Below are 21471 nucleotides of genomic sequence, written 5' to 3'. Positions count from 1 at the left end.
CGGCATGAAGGAGTCGCCCATGACACCCGCCCTCACGAAGCCCGCCATCGTCTGGCTCACGGGCCTGTCCGGCGCGGGCAAATCGGCCACGGCCGAAGCGCTGCAGGACCTGCTCGCCGCGCAGGGACACCAGGCCACGATCCTCGACGGCGACGAACTGCGCCAGGGCCTCAGCCGCGACCTCGGCTTCGGCGACGCCGCCCGCATCGAGAACATCCGCCGGGCGGCCGAGGTGGCGCGCATCCTGGCGCGCTCCGGCATCGTCACCATCGTCTCGCTGATCTCGCCGTTCCGCAAGGAGCGCGCCCAGGCCCGCGCCATCGCGGGGGAGATCCCGTTCCTCGAAGTCTACGTCGATGCGCCTCTGGCCGTGTGCGAGAAGCGCGACCCCAAGGGCCTCTATCGCCGCGCCCGTGCCGGCCTGATCCCGAACTTCACCGGCATCGACTCCGCGTACGAGGCGCCGGCCGAGCCGGACCTCCACCTGCACACGGATGCGGGCACGCCGCAGGACGGCGCCGCGCGCGTGGCCGTGGCGTTGGGCAAGCTCTGAAGGGCTGAGGGCCTATCGGATGGGAAGCGGCAGAAACAGGCCCAGGATACACCGGGGGTTGCGGACGGCGATCTGCGTGTGGCTTCGCCGCATGTATCCCGCGCCCGGGTAGAGCTCACCGCCCTCCGTGAACATCCCCCTCACGGTATCGTAGGGTTCCAGTTCGGGGACCCCCTTCCCCGCACTGTCGATCATGCTGTGAAGATGTTTGATCACGGCCCGGTCCAGGAACCGCAACAGACGATCGGAATTCGGGTCGCCCTTGACGTTTCGGTTTTCCGGTAGCGGCAGGCCCGCCATCGTCTGCGTTGCCGCGAAGGAATCGTAAGCCAACCGAACGATCCCGAGATCCTCGCGATTGGTCAGATCGAGGCAATGTCTCAAATCGATGACCGCACCCACGACGAAGGGCTTTGCCGTCGTTGATGTCGCGAACTTCGCTTCGGCCCATTCCCAGGCGCGTTTCGGATCGGACTCCCGGAAATACGCCCCGGGCCCGAGCCAGTCGTAGTCCTTGTCGCTCTGAATGAGTGCGGTATCGCCACGGATTGCCTCGCGCCCGATGGCTTCGTCGCATCCGTGGTAACCCAGGACGAAGGAAGTCGCGAGACGGCTCAAACGGCGCGTGTCGCCTTCTCGTCCGGACCACCGAAAGTCGCGCGAAGCTCGCCGTCCTTCGTATAGATGCCCTCCTCGATGAGGGCCGCCCGCGCGGCAGCGGGACTTGCCGTATTCGTGGCGGTACGCTTGGCGATCAGAACCTTGATGGCCGCACGACGCTTTTCATCCGTCATGATCCCGGCGCCTCCGACGTCGATCGCGCATGGCAGCGCGCCGTTGATCCCCAATCATAGGAAGAAACGCGGCGGACGTGCAACCGGCTCCCGAAAGCCCCTTCCGATCGTTGGATCGAAAGGGGCGCAGTCCCTCAAGGCGTCGGCGCTTCCTCGTTCTGGCCGTCGAGGGTGACCTCCGCGCTCGGCACGCTCGCCGCGATGCTGTCGGCGCGGATGCGGTCGGGGGAGGTCGCTTCCGCCACCAGGGCCGCGAGGGTCTCGTCGAGGCCGCCCGTGCGGGTGTGCTGGCTGCCCAGCCGCCGGACCGAGACCGTGCGCTCCTCGCCCTCCTTGCGGCCCACCACGAGCATCACCGGCACCTTCGCCAGCGAATGCTCGCGGACCTTGTAGTTGATCTTTTCGTTTCTCAGATCGGCTTCCACCCGGAGGCCGAGGCGGTCGGCGGCCGCCACCACTTCCCGTGCGTAGGGGTCGGCGTCCCCCGTGATGGTCGCCACGACGATCTGCACGGGCGCGAGCCACAGCGGGAAATGCCCGGCGAAATGCTCGATGAGGATGCCCGTGAACCGCTCCAGGGAACCGCAGATGGCACGGTGGACCATGACCGGCGGCTTCTTCCCGCTGTCGGCATCGACGTAGAACGCGCCGAAGCGCTCGGGCAGGTTGAAGTCCACCTGGGTGGTGCCGCACTGCCAGTCGCGGCCGATGGCGTCGCGCAGCACGTACTCGAATTTAGGCCCGTAGAAGGCGCCCTCGCCCGGGTTGATCGCCGTCTTGATCCGGCCGCCCGACTGCTCCTCGATCTGGGCGAGCACGCGGGTCATCACTTCCTCGGCGTGGTCCCACAGGGCGTCCGACCCGACCCGCTTCTCGGGCCGCGTCGAGAGCTTCACCACGATGTCGCCGAAGCCGAAATCGGCGTAGGTCGACAGGATGAGGTCGTTGATCTTGAGGCACTCGGCGGCGAGCTGGTCCTCGGTGCAGAACACGTGCGCGTCGTCCTGCGTGAAGGCCCGCACCCGCATGAGCCCGTGCAGCGCGCCGGACGGCTCGTAGCGCGAGACCGCGCCGAACTCCGCCATGCGCAGGGGCAGGTCGCGGTAGGATTTCAGGCCGTGCTTAAAGATGAGCACGTGGCCGGGACAGTTCATCGGCTTGATGGCGAAGACGCGCTCGTCCTCGGTCTTCGTGACGAACATGTTGTCCCGGTACCACTCCCAGTGGCCGGAGGTCTCCCACAGTGCCTTGTCGAGGATCTGGGGGGCGTTGACCTCCTGGTAATCGCCCTTCAGGCGCCGGCGCATGTAGGCGATGAGCTCCTGGAACACCGTCCAGCCCTTGGCGTGCCAGAACACCACGCCCGGCCCCTCCTCCTGGAAGTGGAACAGGTCCATCTCGCGCCCCAGGCGGCGGTGGTCGCGGCGCTCGGCCTCCTCCAGGCGGTGCAGGTAGGCGTCGAGGTCCTCCTTGGTGGCCCAGGCGGTGCCGTAGATGCGGGTCAGCATCGGGTTGTTGGAGTCACCGCGCCAATAGGCGCCCGCCACCTTCATGAGCTTGAAGGCGGTGCCGACTTTGCCCGTCGAAGTCATGTGCGGGCCGCGGCACAGGTCGAACCAGTCGCCCTGCCGGTAGATGTTGAGGTCTTCGCCGGGGGGAATCGCGTCGACGAGTTCGACCTTGTAGGCCTCGCCCTTCTCCGAGAAGATTTTTCGGATATCGTCGCGCTTCCAGACTTCCTTGGTGAAGGCGGCGTCACGCGCGATGATTTCGCGCATTTTCGCTTCGATCGCCGGAAAATCGTCGGGGGTGAACGGCTGGTCGCGGGAAAAGTCGTAGTAGAACCCGTTCTCGATGACGGGCCCGATGGTGACCTGCGTCTCCGGCCACAGGGCCTGCACGGCTTCGGCCAGCACGTGGGCGCAATCGTGCCGGATCAGCTCGAGGCTGCGCGGATCGGCCCGGTCGAGGAACTCGATGCGGGCATCGTGCTCGATGAGGTCGGAGAGGTCGCGGACCCGGCCGTCCAGCGCCATGGCGACGGTGCGCTTGGCGAGCGACTTGGCGATGCCCTCGACGACGGCGCGGCCGGTGACGGCATCCTCGAAGCTGCGGGTGTTGCCGTCGGGGAAGGTCAGGATGGGCATCGGGATCACTCTCGCGGTGGCTCACTCCTGCGAACGCAGCAGGTAAGCCGGGTGGGGTGGGATCGGGCGCGACACGCGCCGTGCCCGGCCGTTTAGACCGTTTCGCGGAGGGAAGGAATCCGCCTCGCGTCCGGGACCCGTCCGACGCGCGGCGGATGGCGTTCAGCTACGATCCGGCGCGGTTGATACAAGCTGACGTTGACAACCCGCCGCTCCGAACAGCCCATCGTCCGCATACGGACCCGGGCGGGGCGTCGGCCAGCACATGCCAGGACACGCGCCGCCACGAGGTTCGAACAGGCGAGCCGGCCCCATGGGGCGACGGGCTCACGGGAGAACACCCATGTCGAATCCCCTCTCCGTCTCCCCGGCGGAGACCCACGGCGCGGTCGGGGCGCCCGCGAAGAAATTCTGGCCGCAGGGCTGGTGGCGGATCGTCGACATCAAGATCGGCATCATCCCGCTCCCGGTCTACGCGATCCTCGTCGTCCTGCTGGCCATCCTGACCCAGGAGGGCGAGATCAAATCGGACGCGCCGACGATGATCGCCGTACTGGTGCTCGGGGGCTTCACCTGCGCCGAGATCGGCAAGCGGCTGCCGGTGCTGCGCAGCATCGGCGCGGGGGCGATCTTCGCGACCTTCATCCCCTCGGCCCTGGTGTTCTACGGGTGGATCCCGCCGCAGATCTTCAAGGCGATCGTGGATTTCACCAAGTTCACCAACTTCCTCTACCTCTACATCGCCACCATCATCGTCGGCAGCATCTTAGGCATGGACCGCGACGTCCTGATTAAGGGCTTCCTCAAGATCTTCGTGCCCCTGGCTGCGGGCTCCGTGGCGGCCGGGATCGTCGGCACCCTGGTGGGCACCCTGCTGGGGCTAGGCGCCTACAACACCTTCTTCTTCCTCGTGGTGCCGATCATGGCCGGCGGCGTCGGCGAGGGCGCGATCCCGCTCTCCATCGGCTACGCGGCGATCCTCGGTCAGGGCCAGGGCGACGTGTTTGCCCAGGTGCTGCCGCCGGTGATGCTCGGCAGCCTCACGGCCATCGTCCTGGCCGGCACCCTCAATGCCGTTGGCAAGCGCCTGCCCCACCTCACCGGCGAGGGCCGGCTGCAGCCCGACCGGGAGAACGACGTCGCCGCCGTGAAGGCGGAGGACATCCCCGTCGACGCCGCCACCGTGGGCGCGGCGGCGCTGACGGCGGTGACGCTCTACCTGCTCGGCGTGATGATGCACCACCTCACCGGCCTGCCCGCCCCCGTGGCGATGCTGTTCCTCGCGGTGATGGCCAAGCTCGCCAGCGCGGTGTCGCCGCGGCTCCAGGCCGGCGGCTTCGTCGCCTACAAGTTCGTGCAGGTGAGCATGACCTACCCGCTGCTCTTCGCGGTGGGCGTGTCGCTGACCCCCTGGGACAAGCTGGTGGCGGCCTTCACGATCCCGAACCTCGTCACCATCGTGGCCACCGTGGTGACCCTCATGGCCACGGGCTTCGTGGTAGGGCGAAAGCTCGGCATGTACCCCATCGAGACCGCCATCGTGAACGCCTGCCACAGCGGCCAGGGCGGCACCGGCGACGTCGCCATCCTGACGGCCGCCAACCGCATGAGCCTGATGCCGTTCGCCCAGATCGCGACGCGGATCGGCGGGGCGCTGACGGTCACGGGGACCCTGGTGGTGATGCGGTGGGTGAGCGGGGGGTGAGCGGGGCGGGACGCGCTTCGACCGCCTCGCACGCGAATGGCGAGGCCGGGGCGTTCACGCCGCGCCAGCGGCCGAAGCGCCACGGCACGAACCACAGGGCACGGGGCGGCAGCGCCTCCGGCACGAGGTCGATGCCATGGGTTCCGAAGGGGCCACAGCGGCAGATTCGCGACAGGCCGATCCAGCCGCCGGCCCAGAGCCCGTGTCGCCCGATCGCTTCGTCCGTGTAGGCGGAGCACGACGGCCAGTGCCGGCACTGGCGGCCGATCAGGCCCGACAGGGTGAGCTGGTAGGCGCGGATCGCCCCATGGGCGGCGCGCCGGACCATGCTCAGGCGGCCGCCTGTGGGCCTGCGGCGGCCTGCGGATTGCCGACGGGCGTGCCGGCGGCGATCTGATCCAGGGCGTTCACCACGGCGTCGAAGGTGAGCAGCGTCGAGGCGTGGCGGGCCTTGAAGTCGCGCACGGGCTCCAGCACGGCGAAGTCCGCCCACGGGCCCTGGGGGCCGGGGCCGTTCTCCTTCAGCATCGCCCGCATGGCCGCGCGCGCGCGCCGCAACTCGTCGGCCGTAGCCCCGACCACGTGGCGGGCCATCAGGGAGGACGACGCCTGGCCCAGGGCGCAGGCCTTCACCTCGTGGGCGAAATCCGTGACGACCCCGTCGGCGACGCACAGGTCCACCGTGACGGTGGAGCCGCAGAGCTTCGAGTGGGCGGTGGCGCTGGCGTCGGGCGTGGGCAGGCGCCCGAGGCGGGGAATGTCGGCGGCGAGTTCGAGGATGCGACGGTTGTAGATGTCGTCGAGCATAGGCGGCGTCCTCTCGGCAGGATCCCTGCAGCAGCCTCGTTCGAGGCCGGCGTCCGGTCCCGGTTGTCTGATCCGCGCGCCCCGCATTGCGCGGCGACGCGATAACGACGATATAGGCGCCAACGCACCGTTTCGCGAGGAGGCGGATCGTCGATCCGGGCTGCGCCCACGGCCAGGGTCGCGCCTGCGGCCAGGGCGTCCCCGCCGGCCGATGCCCCAGACGGCCAGTGGTTCGACGATGTACGCCAAGCCCGACAGCAACACGATGACGACCCGGATCGCTCGGGCGGAAGATGCCATGGATGCTGCGCTCAAATCCCTGTCCTACCGCCTGACCGAGACGGAGGATTCGCGGATGGCTCCCAAAACCCCGGATACGGCGCGTCCGAACGGGTCCGCTCCGGCGGCGTCCCTCAACGGCATGCGCAACGACAACGCCCCGGTGCCTGCTGCGGAGATCGCTCCCGAGATCGCTCCCTTGCCGGCCTCCGCCAAACGCGTGCCCGAGGCCATCGCCACCGGGCGCCCGAGTCGCGAGGAGGCCGAGGCCGCCGTGCGGACCCTCCTGCGCTGGGCCGGCGACGATCCGAACCGCGAGGGCCTGCGCGACACCCCCGCCCGCGTCGCCAAGGCCTACGGCCAGCTCTTCGGCGGCTACGAGCAGGATGCCGACAAGCTCCTCGAGCGGGTGTTCGAGGAGGTCGAAGGGTATTCCGACATCGTCCTCGTGCGCGACATCCCGTTCTACTCCCATTGCGAGCACCACATGGTGCCGTTCATGGGCCTCGCCCACATCGCCTATTATCCGACCAAGGGCGTGGTCGGCCTGTCGAAGCTCGCCCGCGTGGTCGATACCTTCGCGCGCCGGCTGCAGACCCAGGAGACCATGACGGCGCAGATCGCCGACGTGATCGAGAGCATCCTCAAGCCCCGCGGCATCGCCGTGATGCTCGAGGCCGAGCACCTGTGCATGGCCATGCGCGGGGTGCAGAAGGCCGGCGTCTCGACCATCACCACCCAGTTCCGCGGCGCGTTCCGGAACGACGCCAACGAGCAGGTCCGCTTCCTGACCCTCGTGCGCAACAAGCCCTGAGCGTCGCGATGACGATCGCCTTCGCCGCACCCGGTACGAAGGCCGCGGTCGAGGAGGGGACGGTCTTCACCCCCCGCTTCGACGCCAACGGCCTCATCGCCTGCATCGCCGTCGACGCCACCGACGGGCAGGTGCTCATGCTCGCCCACATGAACGCCGAATCCCTCGCCCGCACCCTGGAGACGGGGGAGGCTTGGTACTGGTCGCGCTCGCGCGGGGAGCTCTGGCACAAGGGCGCCACCTCCGGTCAGATCCAGCGCGTCGTCGAGATGCGGGTCGATTGCGACCAGGACGCGGTCCTCATCCGCGTCGCCGTCGGCGGCGACGGCGGCTGCTGCCACACGGGGCGGCGCGACTGCTTCTATCGCGCGGTCGAACTCGGATCCCCGGACGGTCCCGTGCGCCTGCACGCCGGCGCGGCACCATGATTCCCGCGGCGACGATCCTCCCGCCATGACCTGTCTCCCGCCATGACCTGTGCGCCATGACCTGGGACGGGTCGGGCGGCGAGCGCGGGCGCTTCGGCGCCGATGCCGTCGAGCCCGTCGCGGCCCCTGCCCCGCGCAGCCCCCGCATCGGCCTGGCGCTCGGTGGCGGCTCCGCCCGGGGCTGGTCGCATATCGGCGCCATCGAGGTGCTGGAGGAGTCTGGAATCCACCCGGGCGTGGTGACGGGCTGCTCTATCGGCGCCGTCGTCGGTGGTTGCTATGCGGCGGGCCAGCTCGGCCTGCTCAAGACCTTCGCCCTGTCCCTGACCAAGCGCCGCGTCGTCGGCCTCCTCGATCTGCGCCTCGGCTCCGGCCTCATCGCGGGGGCTCGCCTGCGCCAGCGCCTGGAGCGCGACCTCGCCGACCGCCGCGTCGAGCATCTCGCCGTCCGGTTCGCCAGCGTGGCCACCGATCTCGGCAGCGGCGAGGAGGTCTGGCTGACGCGCGGCAACCTCGTGGAGGCGCTTCGCGCCTCCTACGCCCTGCCGGGGGTGTTTCCGCCCGTGCGGCTCGGCGGCCGCCTCCTCATGGACGGGACCCTGGTCAACCCGGTCCCCGTCGGCCTCGCCCGCGCCCTCGGGGCGGACGTGGTGATCTGCATCAATCTCAACGGCGACCCGCGCGAGGCCGGCGGACCGGTGGTCCTCGACCCGGACGAGCGCGCGGACGAGGCGCGGCCGGCTCCGGCCCCGCGCCGCCGCCGGTCCTGGGCCCTGTTCCGACGCGGCCGGCGCGCCCCGCCGGAGACGCCGAGCCCCGGCATGGCCCGGGTGATGCTCGATGCCTTCAACATCACCCAGGACAAGATCTCGCGGGCGCGCCTGGCCGGAGATCCGCCCGACGTCACCATCTCGCCGCGCCTCGCCGAGATGGGATTGTTCGAGTTCCACCGCGCGGCGGAGGGGATCGAACTCGGCCGCCAGGCCGCCCGTGCCGCCCTGCCGGCCATCCGCGCGACCCTCGCGTCGGCGGCCGCCAGGGTCTGATCGCCCCGTCCCTCGATCGGGGCGAGGGCGCGGCGCGGAGGGGTCACGCCATGGTGATGTAGTCGCGCATGGCCTGATGCTCCGCCTCCACGGCCGCGATCCGGCGCTTGACCACGTCGCCGATGGAGATGAGGCCGGCGAGGCGCCCCTCCTCCAGAACGGGAACGTGGCGGAAGCGGCCGTCGGTCATGAGGTGCATCACGTCCTCGACGCTGGTGTCGCGGGCGCAGGTGACGACGGTGGCGGTCATGTGCTCCGAGACCAGGGCATCGAGCGCCCCGGCCCCCTGGCGGGCGAGCGCCCGCATGATGTCGCGCTCGGACAGGATGCCCAGCACCGTGCCCGCGGCATCGCTGACGACGACGGCGCCGATGCGCTTCTCGGCGAGCAGATGGATCGCTTCGTCGAGGGTGCGCTGCGGCTCCACGGTGACGACGGAGCGGCCTTTCTCGGCGAGAATGCGGGCGACGGTCATGGGTCTTTCCTTCCTGGTGGGGGCACACGGCCTTGCGGCCGGGTTTGCCCCTGGCTCGCGGTTCTTGGTCGATCGGCTCCGGCGTCCCGGTCTCGGACGCGGGGAGGCTCTGTGGCGATTGTGTGGCCCGCGTCGCGTTCTGGCAAGCGGCCGCGCGCGTGCGAACGCCGGGCGCGCGTTTCCCGACGGACCGGGTGGGCGTCGCCCCCGTCCGGCGAAGGCAGCGATGGCCGGTTCGTCAGCCCGGATGACGGTCGATCAGCGGCAGCAGGAAGAACCCGACGAGGAAGCCGCCGAGATGCGCGTCCCAGGCGACCGCCGTCGCCTCGGCGCCGAGCGGCAGAGCGATGATGCCGAACAGGAAGTTGGTCGCGAGCCAGATCACCAGGAACACCACCGCCGTGCGGTTGCGCATGAGTTCCGGGATCGTCTGCAGGCGCTGGCGCGGCGCCAGGTGCCACGGCTGGGCCGGCGTGAAGGCGGGGGGCGGCTGGAACACGAAGCGCGCGGCGGCGGCCATCAGGGCCGAAACGCCCGCCGAGGCGCCGATGAGGGGCGCCGTGCTCAAGGGATCGAGCACCACGTGCAGGGCCCCCCCGGCGACCGCGCCCACGAGGGCGACGAGTCCGAAGCGCCAGGCGCCATAGCGGCGCGCCACGGGCGAGCCGAAGGCGGCGAGCCAGACGGTGTTGAAGATCACGTGCGTCCACGAGCCGTGCAGGAGGGCGTAGGTCGCGAAGGTCCAGGGGCTCGCGTCCGGTTCGGCCGCGATGTAGCGGGCGAAGGCCTGGCGGGCATCCATCACTTCCGGGTCGCCGGCGGCGGAGGCCGCCGTCAGCAGGTCCGCGATGCGCGACGGGTCGATGGCCACGCTCCACCGCCCCGGGATCAGGGCGAGGTGGATGAGGGCCCAGATGTCCCAGGCATCGGGGAGGATGAATTCGCGCAGGGCGTGGATGCCCAGCAGCACAGCGATGGAGGCCGTGACCACGCCCGGCATGTTGAAGATCGGAACGCGGTTCTGGCGCGGCAGGTCGGGCATGGCATCCATGGCGCCACCATGTTCGGGCTTTCGCGGACGCGGCAACCCCCGGATTCGCGAAACTTGCAGGGGAAACCTGCCGCGGCGGATGGACGGAACCCTTAACCTTAAGGATATTAACCTTACACAAGAGTTAAGCGCGCGCGTCCCGAAGGGGCGGCATAGGGTGTGCGCAGGGATGAAGAATTCCTTCACGGCACGGCTGCCCGTGTCCCGAAATGGAACTCATCCCGAAGATGCCCCCACGGGCCGTGCCACCGCAGGACACCATGAAGCATCCGACCAGTCGCCTGCTCCACAGTTACTGGGATGGTCTGCGCCGGGAGCGGGCCGCCCCCGAGCGCAGCGAAATCGAACCCGGTGCGATTCGCAACCTCCTCGCCGACAGCCTGATCCTCGAGGTCGACGTGCCGGGCAGCGCCGCGTCGGTGCGCCTGGCCGGCACCCGCGTCTGCGCCCTGTTCGGCCGCGAGCTGCGCGCCGACGCGTTCTCGGACCTGTGGGGCGCGCCCGACGCCGACCCGTGGCGCCTCGTCGAGACCGTCGCGGTGGACACCCTCGGCATGGTGGCCGGGCTCACCGGCACGACGGTGCGCAACGAGACCATCGACCTCGAACTCATCCTCCTCCCCCTGCGCCATCGGGGCCAGACCCAGACGCGGATCCTCGGCGCCCTCAGCCCGCATTGCGTGCCGCACTGGCTCGGCCTGCGTCCGGTCACGCGCCTGCGCACCACCTCCCTGCGCGTGCTGGAGCCCGTCCCGCAGCGCATGGACGACGCCGAGGCGGCCCTGCGCAACCTGCCGACGCCCGCCAACGACTCGCTGCCCTTCCGCCGCGGGCACCTGCTGGTCCATCCGGGCGGCCGGGGCTGAGCGCTCCGTCGCCGATGTCGGTGCCGACTTAGGCGAGACGGCCGGGCGACGATCAGGGATTTCGAAGGCTGAAACGATCCAACAGGGTTGGTCCGGGCTCGAATTCGCGGGCCGCCGTGATCAAATCATCGAGATCGTTCACGTAGAGGCCAAGTCGTCATGGCCGGAGAGGCGTGGTTTCGGCCACGCTCTGCAAGAGCGACCATAGGCCTGCCGGCTCCGCGACGCCTCTGTTCCTGGGGCGGATCGTGTCGATGGCGAACTACACGTAGGGCGTGATTTCGGCCGGGTTGCTGAAGGGTTTCGTAACCAAGGGTCGTCTAGGGTTCGTTACCGTTACGAAACCGAGACCTTGGTCCATCATGCTTGAGGCCCTCGTACGCCCCGAGGCGAAACTGACACGCGGCATCCGCGCATCGGACCTTCGCCGCCATCAGCGGGTCAAGGTCGCCCTGCTCGGCCGCTACATGCTCACCGACCGTCGGGAATTTCCGTGCCAGACCGTGGATATGTCCCCGGGCGGCGTGCGCCTCACCTGCGTCGAGCCGGGTCTGCTCGACGAGCGCGTGGTGCTGTACCTGGAGGAGATCGGCCGCCTCGAAGGCACCATCGCCCGCCTGATGCCCGAGGGCTTCGCCGTGCGCCTCAGCGCGACCCCGCGCAAGCGCGAGAAGATCGCCTCCCAGCTGACTTGGCTCGCCAACCGCGAGAACCTCGGGCTGCCCGAGGGCCGAACCCACGAGCGCCTCAAGCCCGTCAACCTCGCCACGACCCTGCGCTTCGACACCGGCCGCGAGATTCCGGTGCGGATCGTCGACGTCTCGATGTCCGGCGTCGCCCTCAGCACCGGCATCGTACCGGCCCTCGGCAGCAGCGTCGTGGTCGGACGGACCCCCGGGCGGGTGGTGCGTCACTTCGAGGGGGGCATCGGCGTGAACTTCCTGCTGCCGATCTCGCCGGATCTGTTCCACGAAGGCCTCCGGCTCTGACGGGAATGCACGCGCGCCGGCCCGCACCGGATCGCGGGCGGGCCCGATGGTTTCCGGACCGTGAATCCGGCGCCGCACTTCCTAACGATGGCGGAAGCGGCGGGTTGGTCCTGTCGCGCGGGAGCTGACGCCACCGGGCCGAATCGATAAAATTGCGCGGATCGGCTTCAGCGCGGGGCAGCCGCCGCCACCGCATCGTGACCTCGTTGACGACGGGGGTTGCGATGCGCGGGATGAAGACGATCGCTCTGGGAGCCTTGGTGGTGCTGGCCACGGCCCTGGGTTCGACCGCCCCCCGCGCCCAGACCACCCTCGCGGCCCTGCCGGCCCCCGCCACCCTCGCGGCCCCCGTCGGGGCCGCCCGTCCCATCGCCGCGTGGGTCGCCTTCTGCGAGCGCTACGCCCCCGAATGCGCCATCGACGCGAACGAGCCGGCGCGGATCGCCCTGACCCCGGCGGCCTGGACCACCATCGCGACGGTGAACCGCCGGATCAACGCCCAGATCCGCCCCGTGACCGACCTCGACCACTGGGGGCCGGCCTGCCGCGCCGGGCCATGCGGATGACCGTGGTCATCGACGAGAAGGGCGAGGGCCACGCGGTGCTCACCCTGATCACCGACCGGGGCGACTTTGTTCTCGACAACAAGACCAGTGCCGTCCTGCCCTGGCACCGCACCGGGTACGTCTTCATCAAGCGCGAGGGCACCGAGGCGGTGGCCTGGGTTTCGCTGGGCGGCGTGACCTCGCCCACCACCACCGCGAATCGCTGACGCCGGCCCGCCCGCAGCGATCGCCCCGATCGCGATGCGGGCGCGGATGCCGCCCACGCGGCGAATTGGAACCGGACGCTGCCGAGGCGGTTAACAGGGGTTTAACTTTACGATTGAGCGCCGGGCTCGGCCGTGCCAACTTTGCCGTATCAGCAATGGACGGCAGGGCGACCCGGATGCGGCACGCGATTCTGCACAGCCTCGGCGAACCGACGACGAGCCAGGGGGGCGCCCTTCGCGAGCGTCTCGGCCGCTTGGCCCGCTGCTCCCTCGTCGGCTCGATCCTGCTCCTCGGCGGTGCCGGGACGCAGGCCCGGCCCGCCCAGGACCGCGCCCTCGCCGCCCTCCCCGATGCGCCCGCCCTCGGTGCCGGCACCGATGCGCGCCCGGTGGCGGCCTGGAACGCGTTCTGCGGACGCCACCCCGGCGAATGCGCCGTCGACCTCGCGGAGCCGACCCGCATCACCCTGACCCCGGCGGTCCGGTCGACCCTCGACGGCGTCAACCGCCGGGTCAACGCACGCATCCGCCCCCTCACCGACATGGCCCATTGGGGCGTCGTCGACCGCTGGGATTTTCCCGACGACGGCGCGGGCGATTGCGAGGATTTCCAGCTGTTGAAGCGGCGTATGCTGGTGGAGCGCGGCCTGCCCCGCCGCGCCCTGCGGATGACCGTGGTCATCGACGACATCGGCGAGGGCCATGCGGTCCTCATGGTGCGGACCGACCGGGGCGACCTCATCCTCGACAACAAGACCAATGCGATCCTGTCCGGACCGCGTACGGGCTACACCTTCATCAAGCGCGAGGGCCAGGACGGGCCGGCCTGGGTCACCCTCAACGGCGGCGCCTCGCCCGTCGCCACGGCCAACCGGTAGGCGTCAGGCGCCGACGATCAGGTGGGCGAGATCGAGGGCGACCCGGCCCGACATCAGGCTCCAGCCGCAGGCGATCATCGTGGCGATCATCACGAAGGGGATTGGCCGGCGCTCGAAGCGCCGGCCCCGCACGGTGTTGCGCAGGATGATGAAGGGGGCGCCGAAGGCCAGCATCGGCAGGGCCGCCACGGCGGTGACGCCGCCGCGCTCCAGCAGGCTGAAGCTCGCGCGGCGCTCCGTGAACAGTTCGAAGGCGCTGGCGAGCAGACCCGACAGGGCGAGGCCGACGCACAGGGTCTGGAGGGAGTCGAGGGCCGAGGGGCTGAGGGTCATCACGCAAACGCTCCACGCTTAACGAACCGTGAAGCCCACTCTGCCCTGCCGTTTACGAAACGTTAAGACTTTCTTCGTCTCAAGGTTAAGTCCGCGCACAGGCCATCGGCCGATGGCCCGTCGCCCCGGAGACCCTTGGAGCGTCGACCTGAGAGGTGGACGCCGGATTTCGGAAAAGTCGACGCAAAAACAAGGCACTAGAGCTTCGTCCTGGATACGATATCCAGGACGAAGCTCTAGTCTTCCAGGTCGATGTCGAGGATCGCCATGGCGAAGTTGAACGAGCGGTCGCCGTCCTCGTCGTCCACGGAGACCACGCCCAGGAACTCCTCGCCGATATAGACCTCGGCCGAATCGTCCTTCTTCGGGCGGGGCACGAGGCGGATGTTGGCGTTGGCGAAGGTCCGGCGGAGGAAGTCCTGTACCTTGGTGATGTCGGTCTTGGTCACGCTGATCGCCTCTCGCGTTCGGGGTCGGATCGGCCCGCACCCGGTGGGCGGGTTCGTCCGGGACCGCTTGCCACGCCGCCGGGGCCCGGGCAAGCACGGGGCAGATTCTTCCCCGGACGGCGTCGGACCGATGCCCGCGCGCGTCCGATTCCGAAAGCGCTCAGATTCCGTCGGCGATGTGGATGAACGCGTCGAAGCCGAGCAGCTGGTCCATGGCGCGGGACGGTTCGGCGCAGCCGGCGGTGCCAACGACGCGGGCCGGCACCCCCACCACCGTGGTGTGCGGCGGAACGGCGCGCAGCACCACCGAGCCGGCCGCGACCCGGGCGCATTCCCCGACCTCGATGTTGCCGAGGATCTTGGCGCCGGCGCCGATCATCACCCCGCGGCGGATCTTCGGATGGCGGTCGCCGCCCTGTTTGCCCGTGCCGCCGAGCGTCACCGCGTGCAGGATCGAGACGTCGTCGTCGATCACCGCCGTGGAGCCGACGACGAGGCCGGTGGCGTGGTCGAGGAACACCCCGCGCCCGATCTGCGCCGCCGGGTGGATGTCCGTCTGGAACACCTCCGACGAGCGGCTCTGCAGGTAGAGGGCGAGGTCGCGCCGGTTGTGGGTCCAGTACCAGTGCGCGAGGCGGTGGGCCTGGAGGGCGTGGAAGCCCTTGAAGTAAAGCACCGGCTCGATGGCCCGGGTGGTGGCCGGGTCGCGGTCGAGGACCGCCCCGATATCGGCGCGGAAGATCTCGCCGAGACGCGGATCGTCGGCGATGGCCTCGTGGAAGCCGTGGGCCACGAGTTCGGCCGGCAGGGATTGATGGCCGAGGCGCGCCGCGACCCGATGGGCGATCGCCGCTTCGAGGGTCGAGTGGTTGAGCAGCGTCGCGACGATGAAGGAGGCGAGCTGGGGCTCCTCGCGTACGAGGGCCTCCGCCTCCGCGCGCACGCGGGTCCAGATCGGATCGAAGCTCGCGACCGTCTCCCGGTCTGCGGGTCTGGTCAGGGAAGAACGGACGGACATGGGCTCCTCCTCGAAACAGGCCTCTGAAACGGAATCGGGTTCACCGGGATCCCGGTCCATGGAGACCTGGTTCGTCGAAAAATCGGTTCGGCCGCCACGAGAGCGGTACACTACGCGGAATCACATCCGAAGGTGAGGGGCCGCGTGCGGCGAGCCCTACGGAGAACGTTTGCCCCGGTGCGGTGCAGCACGAGGCCCGTCCTTAGCGTGTGGTGCGAGGCCATGCCGATCAAGGGCGCCGGGTGGACGCAGCCTCCGCGCGACGGACGTTTCAGGCGCGGTGGGTCTGGCCCAGGTTGCCGAAGCGAGCTTCGATGGCGGCCGCGAGGCGGTCGACCATCGTCTCCACGGGAACGTCGGAGGTGTCGACCACGGAGGGGGCCCGCGCGTAGAGCGGCTCGCGGCTGGCGAGGACCGCCCGTAGCTCCTGCATGGCCGAAGGGTGGTCGCCCGTGGTGGCGAGGTCGCCTTGCTCGCGCACGCGCTGCATGTGCTCCTCGGGCCGGGCCCGCAGCCACACGGTGAAGAACGCCTGCAGCAGGAGGTCGTAGGTCAGGGGCTCGGCGACGATGCCGCCGCTGGTGGCGAGGATGAGGGGGCCGGGATGCTCGGTGAGGCGGCGCAGGGCCGCCTGCTCCAGGCGGCGGTAGCCCTCCTGGCCGTAGATCGCGAAGATCTCCTTCACCGACAGGGCGTTCTCGCGCTCGATCTCGGCGTTCAGCTCGACGAAGGTCCAGCCGAGGCGCTCGGCGACCCGGCGCCCGAGGGTGGATTTTCCCGCCCCGCGCAGGCCGACCACGGCCACCCGCGGCTGAGGCGTGTCGCCCCCGGCGGGGGCTTGGCCGGACAGGATGCCCTTGGCCAGGGCGATCTGCTCGCTCGACGCGTTGCCGAGGAGGTCGCGGACCACGTGCCAGTCGGCCGCGTTGTCCTGATCGGCGATGAGGTCGTCGAGGCGCACGCCCATGGCGTTGGCGACCCGGCGCAGGAGGATGATCGAGACGTTGCCCTGGCCGCTCTCGAGTTGCGCGATGTAGCGCTCCGACAGGCCGGACGTGTGGGACAGGAGCTTGCGCGAGAGTCCCCGGAGGGTCCGGGCGTGGCGGACGCGCCGGCCGAGTTCCGTCAGGAAGAGCGATTCTTGTTCTGCAGCGCCGGCCATGCCGTCGTTCGTCTTCCTAATGCGCTGGCAGGCCCGACGCCTGCGCAACTACTGAATCTCAACTGACCATCACCCATTATCAACCCACGACGACAGCATCGTGAGAATTCGGGTGGAGGATGGATGACGCCGTCGGAACAAACCCCGAATATCAGGTCGTGCCAGCCGCCTCGTATGCAGATCGTATCGCTCGAGGCCGCGACGGCTTTCGGAAAGCCGCTTGGCGGCGGAGTTCCTGTGCAGCGCAGCATGTGAGGCTGCGGGTGCAGGAGCGCAAGCGCTTCCCGGAGGCGGATTAGGAAAAAACACGGTGTCGTCCGCCTGCCCGGCACTGGCCCCGAAAAACGTCAGACCGACGAAAAGTCGGGAAAACGGGGCTGCCCGACGCGGGATCGAACCAGCCGGACCCGCGATCGATCGAAATTCGAGCGCGAGACGGGTCGTCTCACTGGTCGGCAGGCAGGGCCGTAGCTTCGAGGACCATCGCGCCGCCGGTCTTTCTCGCGACAATTTGCCGCCCCGAGACGGCGAGGAGCACCGCGGAGGGACGGCGTGGGGGCAGCGGAACTTCCACCAGGTCGCTCGGGGCGGCGTCGACGGCATGAGGGCCCGTCATGGACATCGGAGTGGTCGGCGCCGGTGCGTTGGGCGCGATGGCGACGGGGGCCGGGTCGAGGCTCGCCATGGCCGTGGGTGCGCCCGCGAGCGAGGCCGGCCGGCGCGGCGGCAGGGGAACCTCGACGCTTTCCGTCGGGACGCCGTTGGCCGTCGGGCTCGGCGCATAGGCCAGGGCGGTGTTGGCGGCGGCGAGGTTGGGATCGAGGGCCGCCGTGCGATCGAAGGCGCTGGTGAAGGCGGCGCCGGATTTCGCCCCGGAGGCGACAATGGTCACGCCCTCGGGGACATCCGCCGGGATGCCGAGGCGCTTGGCGGCGTAGTAGTAGCCGCGGTTGTAGTAGCCGTAGGCCCGGGCGAGGTCGCCCTTGGCGGTTTTGTAGGCGCCGGCGAGGTAGGCGACGCCGTAGCGCAGGTTCACCGCCGGATCGAACAGGCCGGCCGCGTCGCCCTGGTAGCCGAGGCCGCGCGCCGTGGCGGGCTTGATCTGCATGAGGCCGAGCGCGCTGCCGCCCTTGGCGTTCGGATTGTAGTTGCTCTCGCGCTTGACCACCGCGTGGACGAAGCTCGCAGGCACGCCGGCCGCGCGGGCCTGCTCCTCGATCAGCGCGTCGATGTTGTCCCGTGCGGTCTTGCCCTGGGCGCAAGCCGGCGTGGACAGGATCTGGGTCGGGACGACCAGCGCGGCGACGGCGAGGAGCAGGAGGCGCTGGTTCATGCGGTGACCCGGATCGTCCTTGTTCTGAGCGGCCAAGGTCGGGGTCAAATAAGGCTGGAAAGCGACCCGGTGCCCCGATTGCGGCGACCCGGCCGGGCTTTCCCCACGTGCTGTGGCGCACATGATACACACTCGGGAAACGTGGGGGGCGGTCCCGCAGCGGATTTTCCCTGTCCGCGCAACGGCCTGGCCCAACCCAGGCGCGCCACGGGGTTCAGGCCGACGGGCGGTGCAAAACGAATTCTTCGATGGCGCGGGAAAACCCCTCGCTGTCGTTGTCGGCCGTGACGGCCCCGGCCGCCGCCTTCACGTCCGGGCCCGCGTTGCCCATGGCGATGGACAGGCCGCTGCGGGCGAACATCGGCACGTCGTTGCCCGCGTCGCCCAGGGTGGCGATCCGGCTGCGGTCGATTCCGAGGCGCCGGCTCAAGGCGTCGACGAAGCCGCCCTTGCCGGCGCCGGCCGGTGTCACGTCGAGGTAGTACGCCTGGGAGCGGTGGACGTCGGCCCCCTCCCCCAGGGCGGCGGCCAGGGCCGTCTCGCAGGCGGCGAGGTGCTGGACGTCGGCGCCGACGCCGACGATCTTGGCCGCGTGGTCGAGGAGCGGGTCGAGATCGGCCACGACGTTCGGCTCGGCCCCGAGGGTCCGCCGTTCGAGGTCGGTGTAGGGCGCACGCGGATCGCGCAGGTTCCAGGCCCCGTGGGCGAACACCCAGATGTCGAGGCCGTCCCGAGCGAGCCGATCGACGGCCTCCCGCGCGACGGCGGCCGGGATCAGGGTCTCGGACAGCACGGTGAGATCGGGTGCCACCAGGGTGCTGCCGTTGAACGCACCGAGCGGCAGGCGCAGGTCGAGCGCCGCGACCAGGCTTCCGAGCCCCATCGGCGGGCGGCTCGACGCGACGGTGAAGCCGATGCCGGCCTGGCCGAGGCGCCTCACCGCCGCCCGGGTGGCCGGCGTCAAACGCTTGTCCGAGGTCACCAGGGTGCCGTCCACGTCGGAGATGACGAGGGCGATGGGCGGGGCGGAGGCGTCCATGGGCGGCCTATGTCTCGTTCCGGTTCTTCTCCAATCCCAGGCGGGCCGCGATCGTTACAGCGACATCCACCGCGGGTGCGTCGATGCCGACCACGACGGCGTTCTCCTCGGGCGCCGGCGGCTCCAGGATGGCGAACTGGGTGTCGAGGAGGGAGGACGGCATGAAGTGTCCCCTGCGCTGGGCGAGCCGCCCTTCGATGAGGGCGCGGTCCCCCGCCAGGTAGGCGATCCGGACCTCGGGACGCCCGCGCACGAGGGCGTCGCGATAGGCCCGCCGCAGGGCCGAGCAGACCACCACGCCGGGCTCGCGGGTCTGGAGCCGGGTGTCGATCCAGGCCGCGATGGCCGCGAGCCAAGGCGCGCGATCGTCGTCGTCCAGGGGATGGCCCGCGTGCATCTTGGCCACGTGCGCGGCGCTGTGGAAATCGTCCCCATCGACGAAAGCCCAGCCGAGACGTTCCGCCAGGCACGCCGCCACGGTGCTCTTGCCCGAGCCCGAGACGCCCATCACCACGATCACGCCGGGACCGCCATCGAGGGACGCGAGAAGGCCTGCCTGCATGCTGTACCCAGGTCCGTCAGGTGGGCCGTGTCGCCTGCCCCGAAGGCGCGGGTCAAGGGGGGAAGGGGCACGGGAAAAGGGGCACGGGAAAAGGGGCACGGGAAAAGGGGCACGGAGCCGTGCCCGACGCGGCAGGATCGAACCACATTCCGAAGTCCCTGTCCCAGGATCCCGGGGCGGACCGGCCTTCACTTCGTCGCGAGAGCCGCCTCGCCCGCGCGCCCGGTCGGTTCGGCGCTGGGCATCGGCGCGGGATCGAGCACCCGTGCGCGCACGCGCTGGGGCCCGAGGGTCATGGCGAAGAAATCGTAGGCGCCGGGCCGGTCGTTCGCCATGAGGAACTGGAAGTGCATGCGGAACGGCCGCCACCGGACCCTGCGGTAGGTCTCCGGGCCGATGATCTCCCGGAACCGCGCGGAGCGCACGAGGGGATTGGCGATCGGCCGGTCCCCGAGGGCCAGGGGCAGATCGCGCACGGGATTGAAGCCCGGAAAGTTCATCCAGTCCTGCGGCGCCTGATAATCGACCCAGACGAGGCGCGGACTGGTGCAGAGATCGGCGATCTCGGCGCGCAGGCCGTGCGCCCGCGGCTGGATCGCCACCAGGGGCAGGCCCGACCCGAGGGTGACGAGGGCGAGACTGGTGCTCCCCGTGCCGAGGTCCGGGTCGCGCGCCAGCAGCCGTGCGGCGACCTCGACCGCCGTCAGGGCGCCGGAGGAATGGCCGAGCAGCATCACCTCGTCGATGGGGGTTCCCGCCTCCGCGAAGGCGGCGAGGCGGGCGATCACATGGTCGGTGAAGGCGGTGAGGCGGGCCTCGTAATCCGGGCGCCAGCCCTGCCCGTGCTGCCAGTTGAACACCCAGTCGTTCAGGAGCTGCCAGAAGAAGATCCGGTTGAGCATGGCCTCGATGGCCTTCACCCAGCCGAGCCCAGCGAGGAGACCGAGGGGCACCGTCGCCCAGAGCGGCCAGCCCAGGCTGTGCCCGAATCCGTCGCCGAGATGCGCATGGACGAAGCCCGCGATGGCGAGGGTGGCCAGGACGAGGCCGACGAGGAGGACGAACGGATAGAGGATGACGTTGCCGTACTTCCAGTTGAGCCGGTAGAACCGCAGCATCTGTCCGGCCAAGACGGCGTGAAGGGTGCCGAGGACGAGGAGCCCCGCGCTGATGAGGCGCCAGCGGCGAAAGTCCCGGACCACGAGGTCGTCCCACAGCAGAACGTCGTAATGGGTCCGCGCGCTTCCCGTGGCCGGCTCGTCGGCGACGGTCCAGCTCTGGACCAGGCCGTCCGCCTCCAGGGTGGCGGGGCCGATCCTGGGCTTGGGCTGCCCGAAGCGCTTGGCGTAGCGGGTGAGTTCGCGCACGAACAGCAGCCGGTAGCGGGTGCGCCCCTCCGGGTCGTAGCCCGGGACATAGAAGATCTGGCGCCGCCGGACGGCACCCGGCATCGCCTCTGGCAGGGCCGGTGGGGTGTAGTCGAACGAGAGCATGGCGCATCGGTTTTCATGGCTTCGGGAGGTCGAAGCCTGCACGGTCAGAGACAAGGGGCACGGCGCTGAGGTTCCGGCAAGCGCCGAGACAAGGTTGTGGCAAGTATCGCGCCCCGGCGGATCGACGGCCCGTCCGGCCGGTGTACAGCGGGGATGGCGCGGGCGCTCGGCCGCTCACGGGGGGACTGTGACCCCCCCGCCACGGACAGGGCGGTGGCGATGGTCTAGGCAGCAGGTGAGAGAAACCGACAGGCGATCCTGCATGCGCGTTCTGCCCCTGGCCCTCTGCACCGCCCTGGCGGTGTCGGGCTGTTCCTCGATCCTACCCGGTGCGGGCCCGACGACGGGCGCCATCGTGGACGGGGCCGACGTGTCGACGAGCGAGGGCACGTTCGCGCGCTACGAACTCGTGGATCTGACCGCCGCCACCATCGAGGCCCTGCGCGGGCGCCTCATCCGTATCGATCCCGACGACGAG

The 21471-nt window shown here is 70.0% G+C and carries 23 protein-coding genes and 2 pseudogenes; 10 read left to right on the top strand and 15 right to left on the bottom strand.

Annotated elements, in window-relative coordinates; translation table 11 throughout:
• Window positions 1–19: 19 nt before the first annotated feature.
• Window positions 20–553 carry an adenylyl-sulfate kinase gene (gene cysC / locus ASF27_RS06280; RefSeq protein WP_244472920.1) on the top strand — a complete coding sequence of 178 codons (534 nt, stop codon included), beginning with the start codon at window positions 20–22 and terminating at the stop codon, window positions 551–553.
• Window positions 554–565: 12 nt separating this feature from the next.
• Here cysC and ASF27_RS23015 read toward each other — a convergent pair whose 3' ends face one another.
• The 3 genes from ASF27_RS23015 to thrS all read right to left on the bottom strand — a co-directional run bounded on the left by ASF27_RS23015 (window position 566) and on the right by thrS (window position 3494).
• Complete coding sequence (locus ASF27_RS23015) at window positions 566–1171, bottom strand: hypothetical protein (RefSeq protein ID WP_056358660.1); 606 nt, start codon at window positions 1169–1171, stop codon at window positions 566–568.
• Window positions 1168–1347, bottom strand: a complete 180-nt coding sequence (locus ASF27_RS06270; RefSeq protein WP_156467470.1) for a hypothetical protein — start codon at window positions 1345–1347, stop codon at window positions 1168–1170. Before ASF27_RS06270 ends, ASF27_RS23015 begins: the two co-directional genes overlap by 4 nt.
• 134 nt (window positions 1348–1481) lie before the next feature.
• Window positions 1482–3494, bottom strand: coding sequence for a threonine--tRNA ligase (gene thrS, locus ASF27_RS06265; RefSeq protein WP_056358652.1), 2013 nt, complete (start codon window positions 3492–3494; stop codon window positions 1482–1484).
• Window positions 3495–3837: 343 nt separating this feature from the next.
• Here thrS and ASF27_RS06260 point away from each other — a divergent pair, with 343 nt between their 5' ends.
• Entirely contained in the window at window positions 3838–5199 is a 1362-nt protein-coding gene (locus ASF27_RS06260) for a 2-hydroxycarboxylate transporter family protein (protein ID WP_056358648.1), read from the top strand.
• Here ASF27_RS06260 and yidD read toward each other — a convergent pair.
• Window positions 5156–5527 carry a membrane protein insertion efficiency factor YidD gene (gene yidD, locus ASF27_RS06255; RefSeq protein WP_056358644.1) on the bottom strand — a complete coding sequence of 124 codons (372 nt, stop codon included), beginning with the start codon at window positions 5525–5527 and terminating at the stop codon, window positions 5156–5158. The genes ASF27_RS06260 and yidD overlap by 44 nt on opposite strands.
• Window positions 5528–5529: 2 nt before the next feature.
• Entirely contained in the window at window positions 5530–6006 is a 477-nt protein-coding gene (locus ASF27_RS06250) for an iron-sulfur cluster assembly scaffold protein (RefSeq protein ID WP_056303943.1), read from the bottom strand.
• Between the two features lie 238 nt (window positions 6007–6244).
• Between ASF27_RS06250 and folE the strand changes: the two genes are divergently transcribed.
• Genes folE through ASF27_RS06235 form a run of 3 tightly spaced genes read left to right on the top strand, consistent with a single transcriptional unit; the run spans window position 6245 to window position 8573 of the window.
• The gene (gene folE, locus ASF27_RS06245) at window positions 6245–7099 is read left to right on the top strand and encodes a GTP cyclohydrolase I FolE (protein ID WP_056168986.1); all 855 of its coding nucleotides are present in this window, start codon (window positions 6245–6247) and stop codon (window positions 7097–7099) included.
• 8 nt (window positions 7100–7107) lie between these two features.
• Window positions 7108–7527, top strand: coding sequence for a phosphoribosyl-AMP cyclohydrolase (gene hisI / locus ASF27_RS06240; RefSeq protein ID WP_056168987.1), 420 nt, complete (start codon window positions 7108–7110; stop codon window positions 7525–7527).
• 56 nt (window positions 7528–7583) lie between these two features.
• Window positions 7584–8573, top strand: coding sequence for a patatin-like phospholipase family protein (locus ASF27_RS06235; RefSeq protein WP_056262441.1), 990 nt, complete (start codon window positions 7584–7586; stop codon window positions 8571–8573).
• 43 nt (window positions 8574–8616) lie between these two features.
• On the opposite strand, the gene ASF27_RS06230 is transcribed toward ASF27_RS06235, so the two are convergent.
• Both ASF27_RS06230 and ASF27_RS06225 read right to left on the bottom strand, forming a co-directional pair.
• A complete protein-coding gene (locus ASF27_RS06230; RefSeq protein WP_056168992.1) occupies window positions 8617–9048 on the bottom strand; it encodes a CBS domain-containing protein in 432 nt (143 codons plus the stop codon).
• A gap of 238 nt (window positions 9049–9286) precedes the next feature.
• Entirely contained in the window at window positions 9287–10099 is an 813-nt protein-coding gene (locus tag ASF27_RS06225; protein WP_056358641.1) for a rhomboid family intramembrane serine protease, read from the bottom strand.
• A gap of 260 nt (window positions 10100–10359) precedes the next feature.
• Here ASF27_RS06225 and ASF27_RS06220 point away from each other — a divergent pair, with 260 nt between their 5' ends.
• The 4 genes and pseudogenes from ASF27_RS06220 to ASF27_RS06205 all read left to right on the top strand — a co-directional run bounded on the left by ASF27_RS06220 (window position 10360) and on the right by ASF27_RS06205 (window position 13604).
• Complete coding sequence (locus ASF27_RS06220; RefSeq protein ID WP_056358732.1) at window positions 10360–10965, top strand: PAS domain-containing protein; 606 nt, start codon at window positions 10360–10362, stop codon at window positions 10963–10965.
• Window positions 10966–11327: 362 nt separating this feature from the next.
• Window positions 11328–11954, top strand: a complete 627-nt coding sequence (locus ASF27_RS06215; RefSeq protein ID WP_056168998.1) for a PilZ domain-containing protein — start codon at window positions 11328–11330, stop codon at window positions 11952–11954.
• Window positions 11955–12178: 224 nt separating this feature from the next.
• Window positions 12179–12726, top strand: a pseudogene (locus tag ASF27_RS06210) (transglutaminase-like cysteine peptidase).
• Window positions 12727–12902: 176 nt separating this feature from the next.
• Window positions 12903–13604 (top strand): transglutaminase-like cysteine peptidase, encoded by a 702-nt coding sequence (locus tag ASF27_RS06205; protein ID WP_056169005.1) that lies wholly within the window; start codon window positions 12903–12905, stop codon window positions 13602–13604.
• Window positions 13605–13607: 3 nt separating this feature from the next.
• On the opposite strand, the gene ASF27_RS06200 is transcribed toward ASF27_RS06205, so the two are convergent.
• From ASF27_RS06200 to ASF27_RS06165, 8 genes are all read right to left on the bottom strand, one after another.
• Window positions 13608–13937 carry a hypothetical protein gene (locus ASF27_RS06200; RefSeq protein WP_056169007.1) on the bottom strand — a complete coding sequence of 110 codons (330 nt, stop codon included), beginning with the start codon at window positions 13935–13937 and terminating at the stop codon, window positions 13608–13610.
• A 236-nt stretch (window positions 13938–14173) separates the two neighbouring features.
• Complete coding sequence (locus tag ASF27_RS06195) at window positions 14174–14386, bottom strand: DUF3126 family protein (protein ID WP_056096383.1); 213 nt, start codon at window positions 14384–14386, stop codon at window positions 14174–14176.
• A 160-nt stretch (window positions 14387–14546) separates the two neighbouring features.
• Window positions 14547–15404: a serine O-acetyltransferase gene (cysE, locus tag ASF27_RS06190; protein WP_056169069.1), complete on the bottom strand. Its 858-nt coding sequence runs from the start codon at window positions 15402–15404 to the stop codon at window positions 14547–14549.
• Window positions 15405–15675: 271 nt separating this feature from the next.
• Window positions 15676–16566, bottom strand: a complete 891-nt coding sequence (locus ASF27_RS06185) for a helix-turn-helix transcriptional regulator (protein ID WP_056169010.1) — start codon at window positions 16564–16566, stop codon at window positions 15676–15678.
• A gap of 445 nt (window positions 16567–17011) precedes the next feature.
• Window positions 17012–17899, bottom strand: coding sequence for a transglycosylase SLT domain-containing protein (locus ASF27_RS06180; protein WP_056358638.1), 888 nt, complete (start codon window positions 17897–17899; stop codon window positions 17012–17014).
• A 214-nt stretch (window positions 17900–18113) separates the two neighbouring features.
• Window positions 18114–18938 carry a Cof-type HAD-IIB family hydrolase gene (locus ASF27_RS06175; protein WP_056358636.1) on the bottom strand — a complete coding sequence of 275 codons (825 nt, stop codon included), beginning with the start codon at window positions 18936–18938 and terminating at the stop codon, window positions 18114–18116.
• Window positions 18939–18945: 7 nt separating this feature from the next.
• A complete protein-coding gene (locus ASF27_RS06170) occupies window positions 18946–19500 on the bottom strand; it encodes a gluconokinase (protein WP_056358634.1) in 555 nt (184 codons plus the stop codon).
• Between the two features lie 188 nt (window positions 19501–19688).
• Window positions 19689–20993 (bottom strand): hypothetical protein, encoded by a 1305-nt coding sequence (locus tag ASF27_RS06165; RefSeq protein ID WP_056262418.1) that lies wholly within the window; start codon window positions 20991–20993, stop codon window positions 19689–19691.
• A 262-nt stretch (window positions 20994–21255) separates the two neighbouring features.
• On the opposite strand from ASF27_RS06165, the pseudogene ASF27_RS06160 reads away from it, so the two are divergent.
• A pseudogene (locus ASF27_RS06160) lies at window positions 21256–21471 on the top strand (hypothetical protein); the annotation flags it as partial.

Source organism: Methylobacterium sp. Leaf102, from assembly GCF_001422425.1.
Classification (GTDB): domain Bacteria; phylum Pseudomonadota; class Alphaproteobacteria; order Rhizobiales; family Beijerinckiaceae; genus Methylobacterium.
The sequence above is the reverse complement of the archived record's forward strand: the minus strand, read 5'-3'. Positions and strand labels throughout refer to the sequence as shown.

Coding starts and splice junctions, on each gene's coding strand:
- cysC (WP_244472920.1), top strand. CDS start 20: ATGACACCCGCCCTCACGAAGCCCGCCATCGTCTGGCTCACGGGCCTG.
- ASF27_RS06270 (WP_156467470.1), bottom strand. CDS start 1,347: ATGACGGATGAAAAGCGTCGTGCGGCCATCAAGGTTCTGATCGCCAAG.
- thrS (WP_056358652.1), bottom strand. CDS start 3,494: ATGCCCATCCTGACCTTCCCCGACGGCAACACCCGCAGCTTCGAGGAT.
- ASF27_RS06260 (WP_056358648.1), top strand. CDS start 3,838: ATGTCGAATCCCCTCTCCGTCTCCCCGGCGGAGACCCACGGCGCGGTC.
- yidD (WP_056358644.1), bottom strand. CDS start 5,527: ATGGTCCGGCGCGCCGCCCATGGGGCGATCCGCGCCTACCAGCTCACC.
- ASF27_RS06250 (WP_056303943.1), bottom strand. CDS start 6,006: ATGCTCGACGACATCTACAACCGTCGCATCCTCGAACTCGCCGCCGAC.
- folE (WP_056168986.1), top strand. CDS start 6,245: ATGTACGCCAAGCCCGACAGCAACACGATGACGACCCGGATCGCTCGG.
- hisI (WP_056168987.1), top strand. CDS start 7,108: ATGACGATCGCCTTCGCCGCACCCGGTACGAAGGCCGCGGTCGAGGAG.
- ASF27_RS06235 (WP_056262441.1), top strand. CDS start 7,584: ATGACCTGGGACGGGTCGGGCGGCGAGCGCGGGCGCTTCGGCGCCGAT.
- ASF27_RS06230 (WP_056168992.1), bottom strand. CDS start 9,048: ATGACCGTCGCCCGCATTCTCGCCGAGAAAGGCCGCTCCGTCGTCACC.
- ASF27_RS06225 (WP_056358641.1), bottom strand. CDS start 10,099: ATGGATGCCATGCCCGACCTGCCGCGCCAGAACCGCGTTCCGATCTTC.
- ASF27_RS06220 (WP_056358732.1), top strand. CDS start 10,360: ATGAAGCATCCGACCAGTCGCCTGCTCCACAGTTACTGGGATGGTCTG.
- ASF27_RS06215 (WP_056168998.1), top strand. CDS start 11,328: ATGCTTGAGGCCCTCGTACGCCCCGAGGCGAAACTGACACGCGGCATC.
- ASF27_RS06205 (WP_056169005.1), top strand. CDS start 12,903: ATGCGGCACGCGATTCTGCACAGCCTCGGCGAACCGACGACGAGCCAG.
- ASF27_RS06200 (WP_056169007.1), bottom strand. CDS start 13,937: ATGACCCTCAGCCCCTCGGCCCTCGACTCCCTCCAGACCCTGTGCGTC.
- cysE (WP_056169069.1), bottom strand. CDS start 15,404: ATGTCCGTCCGTTCTTCCCTGACCAGACCCGCAGACCGGGAGACGGTC.
- ASF27_RS06185 (WP_056169010.1), bottom strand. CDS start 16,566: ATGGCCGGCGCTGCAGAACAAGAATCGCTCTTCCTGACGGAACTCGGC.
- ASF27_RS06180 (WP_056358638.1), bottom strand. CDS start 17,899: ATGAACCAGCGCCTCCTGCTCCTCGCCGTCGCCGCGCTGGTCGTCCCG.
- ASF27_RS06175 (WP_056358636.1), bottom strand. CDS start 18,938: ATGGACGCCTCCGCCCCGCCCATCGCCCTCGTCATCTCCGACGTGGAC.
- ASF27_RS06170 (WP_056358634.1), bottom strand. CDS start 19,500: ATGCAGGCAGGCCTTCTCGCGTCCCTCGATGGCGGTCCCGGCGTGATC.
- ASF27_RS06165 (WP_056262418.1), bottom strand. CDS start 20,993: ATGCTCTCGTTCGACTACACCCCACCGGCCCTGCCAGAGGCGATGCCG.